Annotated in this window: 3 protein-coding genes; 1 reads left to right on the top strand and 2 read right to left on the bottom strand. The window is 48.0% G+C overall.

All coding sequences use genetic code 11. From position 1 onward, the window contains the following. The first annotated feature begins 853 nt into the window (after nucleotides 1–853). Entirely contained in the window at nucleotides 854–1,783 is a 930-nt protein-coding gene (locus Q0614_RS00765; protein ID WP_005873085.1) for a ribose-phosphate pyrophosphokinase, read from the top strand. A gap of 479 nt (nucleotides 1,784–2,262) precedes the next feature. Here the strand turns inward: Q0614_RS00765 and Q0614_RS00770 are convergent, their stop codons facing one another. Further along, nucleotides 2,263–2,388, bottom strand: coding sequence for a hypothetical protein (locus tag Q0614_RS00770; protein WP_298785837.1), 126 nt, complete (start codon nucleotides 2,386–2,388; stop codon nucleotides 2,263–2,265). A gap of 193 nt (nucleotides 2,389–2,581) precedes the next feature. Next, nucleotides 2,582–3,100, bottom strand: coding sequence for a hypothetical protein (locus tag Q0614_RS00775; RefSeq protein WP_298785839.1), 519 nt, complete (start codon nucleotides 3,098–3,100; stop codon nucleotides 2,582–2,584). Between the last annotated feature and the right edge of the window lie 374 nt (nucleotides 3,101–3,474).

The raw sequence follows: 3,474 nt of genomic DNA on the forward strand, positions 1-3,474 counted from the left end.
CCAAGGCAGGCCTCGCCGAGCTCGCAAACGGCGCGCAGGACGGCAAGGAAATTTTGATCTCCGAGATGAATAGGCTATTCGGTGAGCCCACCAAAATCACGGAATAGCGCTCGCTGCGGATAAATTTACACTGCGCCGCGTGATTTTAAATTTAAGCGTGCCAAAACGATATAGAAATTTACGCGGCGAAGCAAGTCTGCGCGATTTTAAAATTTAAACGGCAAAGGCGGTGTCTAAATTTACATGGCAGACCAAAGTCGCGCGATAAATTTTAAAATTTCGCAGCGCGCGATCGAGTTCTAAAAAGCAAGCTTTAAATTTGATCGCCAAAGCAGGCTTCAAATTTAACCGCGCTGGCGATCTAAAATTTATACGCCGCGGCAGTCTAAAATTTAGCGCGCCAAGTATCCGCACAGCCTATCTCGCACAAAAATTTAAGCACTCTCTCCACAGCTCCAAAGATAAAATTTTGCGCGTCTGTATTGCAAATATAAAATTCCGTGCTAATCGGCACCTGTTCTCTGCGATAAGGTTTTGACCGTACCCCTTGCTTGATGCGCTCCCTCAGACTTTCATAAAACTTCGCAATACGGTTTTAGCCGCATCTGCGTAGCTGCTCGTGCAAAAACGCGAGCTACGATCGCTCGCGGGCGCCGTAAGCCAAAGCCGAATTTCGCCAAAGTAAAACCGCGGCGAACCGAGCCGCCCTGAAATTTTAAAAATTTATCTCGCAAACTGGCTGCGGTTCGCGATGCACGCTTATGAATTTTACGCGAGCGCGGCGGGCGAATTAGCTAAAATTTAGCGCTTTTGGTGTAGAATTCGAGCAAATTTCAATCCAAAGGTCATTAAAATGCGCGGATATAAAATTTTCTCCGGCACCGCAAATCCCGAATTTGCCAAAAAAATCTCCAAATATCTCTCGCTGCCGCTTAGCGAGTGCGCGATCAAAACCTTTAGCGACGGCGAAATCAGCGTCCAGATCGGCGAGAGCGTGCGCGGCAAGGACGTCTTCGTCATCCAACCCACATGCGCGCCCGCAAACTCCAATCTGATGGAGCTTCTGATCCTAACCGACGCGCTGAAGCGCTCCAGCGCGAACTCGATCACGGCGGTCGTGCCATACTTCGGCTACGCTCGCCAAGACCGCAAGGCAGCCCCGCGCGTGCCGATCAGCGCAAAGCTCGTGGCGAATATGATGCAGACGGCAGGCATCGACCGCGTCGTCACGATGGATCTGCACGCGGGGCAGATACAGGGCTTTTTCGACGTGCCGGTCGATAACCTCTACGGCTCGCTGATATTTTTGGATTATCTGAAAGAGAAAAATTTAAAAAATCCGATCATCGCCAGCCCCGACGTTGGCGGCGTCGCGCGCGCCAGAAGCTTCGCTAAAAAGCTCTCGCTCGATCTGGTGATCGTCGATAAGCGCCGCGAGGAGGCGAACAAAAGCGAGGTGATGAACATCATCGGCGACGTCGCGGGCAAAGACGTGATCCTAATCGACGATATGATCGATACCGCGGGCACTATCGTCAAGGCTGCGGGCGCGTTTAAGGAACAGGGCGCGAAGAGCGTCAGTGCGTTTTGCACGCACGCCGTGCTAAGCGGCCCGGCATACGAGCGCATCGAAAGCGGCGCGCTAGACGGCCTCGTCGTGACCGACACGATCCCGCTAAAGCAGGAGAGCGACCGCATCAAGGTAATCAGCGTCGCCCCACTTTTCGGCGAGGTCATCAGGCGCGTATATCACGACGAGAGCGTAAATAGCTTATTCAAATAAAATTTTAAAATTTAAAGCGTGGCGCGATTTGTCTTAGACGGGCGCGGAAATGCGAACCAGGCGCTTTGTAGTAAGAGGTCGCGGCTCAGCTGCAAGTCAAGCGCTTATGCCTGCGGACTCTAAATTTGCAGCGTTGAGCTCGCTGTGATTTAACTATCGGGAATTTAACTGCGACGCGAAATTTAGCTTCTAGGCGGCAAATTTACCTCTGCGCGACATTTACTCTGCACGGCGGAAATTTTAACTGCAACCACAGAGTAAATTTACCACACTAACCGCTGCAAGCCGCATTTTAATCGGCCGTATTAAATTCCGAGAGACTGCGTTTTAAATTTGCCGTAAAATTTTCCATATATTTGATGAGATCGAACAACACCGCTAAGCTTTAAATTTATGATAATTGCCGCGCATTCGCCATCTGTCCGCGCAGCTGCGTTTCTGTAAAACTCGCACTCACCAAATCGTGCAAAACCACGTTTTTAAATTTCACCGCAAAATCCGCAGCTCGCACTGGCAAGCATGTGCCCGCCGATTGCCGTTTTAAATTTAGCGCCGAATTCTTTATATTTTAGAGCATTGCAAAACTCAAAATGCCATACTTCCAAAGCGTTCGCCGCCCTATTGGCGAGAGGCTGCCGATATGTCGGCGCCCGCAAGCGATCCGCTTCTTTAAATTTTACCGCTCAAGCTCGCTGCAGATTTTTACAATTCCGCGATTAAAAGCCCGCGAACTGCCAAAAATTCTTTATGGTTTAATCAAATGTAATACCTGCGCGTGCGTTGCGCTTGAGCAGGCCGCTAAAATTTCTTTATAATCTCCATCAAATGCTTGACAAGAGCCGTAATTGCGGCATTTTCATAGCTATCATCCGTATTTTGCAACGCTATGGTTTTCATATTGCCGAAAAATCCCGGATCGTAATGCTCGATGTCATTTTGCACGTAGCTTCTTAAAATTTGGCCATTTCTTACCAGTTTAACCTCATAGATAAACTCTATGCCACCGATTCTATCGCTAGGAAACGGAGTAGCTTCGCCCGTAAAGCCCCTGTGGTGCTTTATTGTAATTTTAAGCTCATCGGTAGAGTTTTGATCCAGCAGGTTCGCCTCTTTTAACGCCGCTAAAAGCTGCTCGTTGTACTTTTTCTCGACCGCCTCCGGCGATTGATAGACAAATTTTTTCGGATTATGGTTTTGGAAGTGTTGGTAGGTAATCCCCTTGAATTTATACGCGCTTGCGATCGGCACTTTCGGCTGAGTCTGTCCACAACCTGCGAAAAATAGCGCCGCAAAAAGCAAAGCTAGAAATTTTTTCATTTTTTCTCCTTTAAAATTTTGTGCGATTATACAAAAACAGGGTTTAGCCCGGGCTAAATTTCCGATCTTTTGGTGCCGCTATGCGTTTAAATTTTGATAAATTTGAGCGAAAGCGTAAATTTCAAGCGTAGCTAGGCGGCTAAATTTTAATCCTTTAAATTTGCAACCCATTTAAATTTTAAAGCCTCTTCAAATTTAAAATTTAATCCGAATTTGATCTGAAATTTTATAAAATTACGCCGTTCTAAACGGGCTTTAAAAGCGTGCGCAAGCTGTTTTGCAAGCCCGAAAGAAAGGGAGCTTTATGCCTACTTTTACTACCAAAGACTACAAAGCCGCCCTTCGCAGCCGCGGCGCACGAACCGCGAGTGCAG

Source organism: uncultured Campylobacter sp., assembly GCF_937997595.1.
GTDB lineage: Bacteria > Campylobacterota > Campylobacteria > Campylobacterales > Campylobacteraceae > Campylobacter_B.